General features: G+C 54.5%; 1 protein-coding gene. It reads right to left on the reverse strand.

Going from position 1 to position 962, the window contains the following annotated elements:
• A partial coding sequence (locus tag FQ182_RS29630) for a TerC/Alx family metal homeostasis membrane protein (protein ID WP_371923925.1) occupies positions 1 to 931 on the reverse strand: 931 nt, incomplete at its 3' end.
• Positions 932 to 962 lie beyond the last annotated feature (31 nt).

The following is a 962-nucleotide window of genomic DNA, read 5'->3' on the forward strand; positions in this document are numbered from 1 at the left end:
CTTCCTTGCCTGGGAAGACAAGGCTTGCAACCACACCAATCGCCAGTACAACCATAACGATCAGCAGGCTGGTGTTTGCATCGATTGTGTAGCCATGGTGGAACATGTGGTCGGTTGCGTTCAGGCCTAGTTTACTGGCGATGAAGAACAGCAGCGCGACTACAGATTTTTCCAGGTGGACCAGGTAGCGTTTCAGCGCTTCGAGCACGAAGTACATGGTACGCAGACCCAGGATCGCAAACAGCATGGCTGAGTAGACGATCAGAGGTTCACGGCTAACCGCGATTACCGCCGGCACAGAGTCGAATGCGAACAGGACGTCAGACACTTCTGCAACAACAAGGCAAAGGAATAGCGGGGTCGCAAAAATTGTTCCTTTTGCTGCCAGGGTCATGCCTTTGTTTTCAGGCTTCTGCAACTCAACCTGAAGCTGTTTACGGCTGACGAAGAAGTTATGGCCATAGAGTTTCGGCCACACAGGGAACAGCTTCTGTGCGAAGCGGTAAGCCATGTGCTTGGAGTAGTCCTCTTCCTCTTCATCATCACCGCCGGCGCGCAGCATCATAACTGCGGTCCAAGCCACGATCACTGCGAAGACGATTTCGACCCACGGACCGAAAGCCAACAGTCCGGTACCAATGGCAACGAAGATGCCGCGGAACACGATGGCGCCGATGATGCCCCAATACAGGACTCGGTGACGCATGCCATCCGGCACTTTGAACCAGGCGAAAATCGCCATGAACACGAACAGGTTGTCGACGCTCAGAACCTTTTCCAATGCGTAGCCAGTTACAAACAGGCTGGCGACTTCCGGGCCGTGCTGTACGTATAGGAAGCCGGCGAACGCTAACGAGATAGCGATCCAGAAGATCGACCAAATCGAAGCCTTAGCCAGGGAAATTGGCTTGTCACCGCGGTGAGTAACCATGTCGAGGAGAAGCGCGCCGAGCGCGATCCCG

It is taken from the genome of Pseudomonas sp. ANT_H4, from assembly GCF_008369295.1.
Lineage (GTDB): Bacteria > Pseudomonadota > Gammaproteobacteria > Pseudomonadales > Pseudomonadaceae > Aquipseudomonas.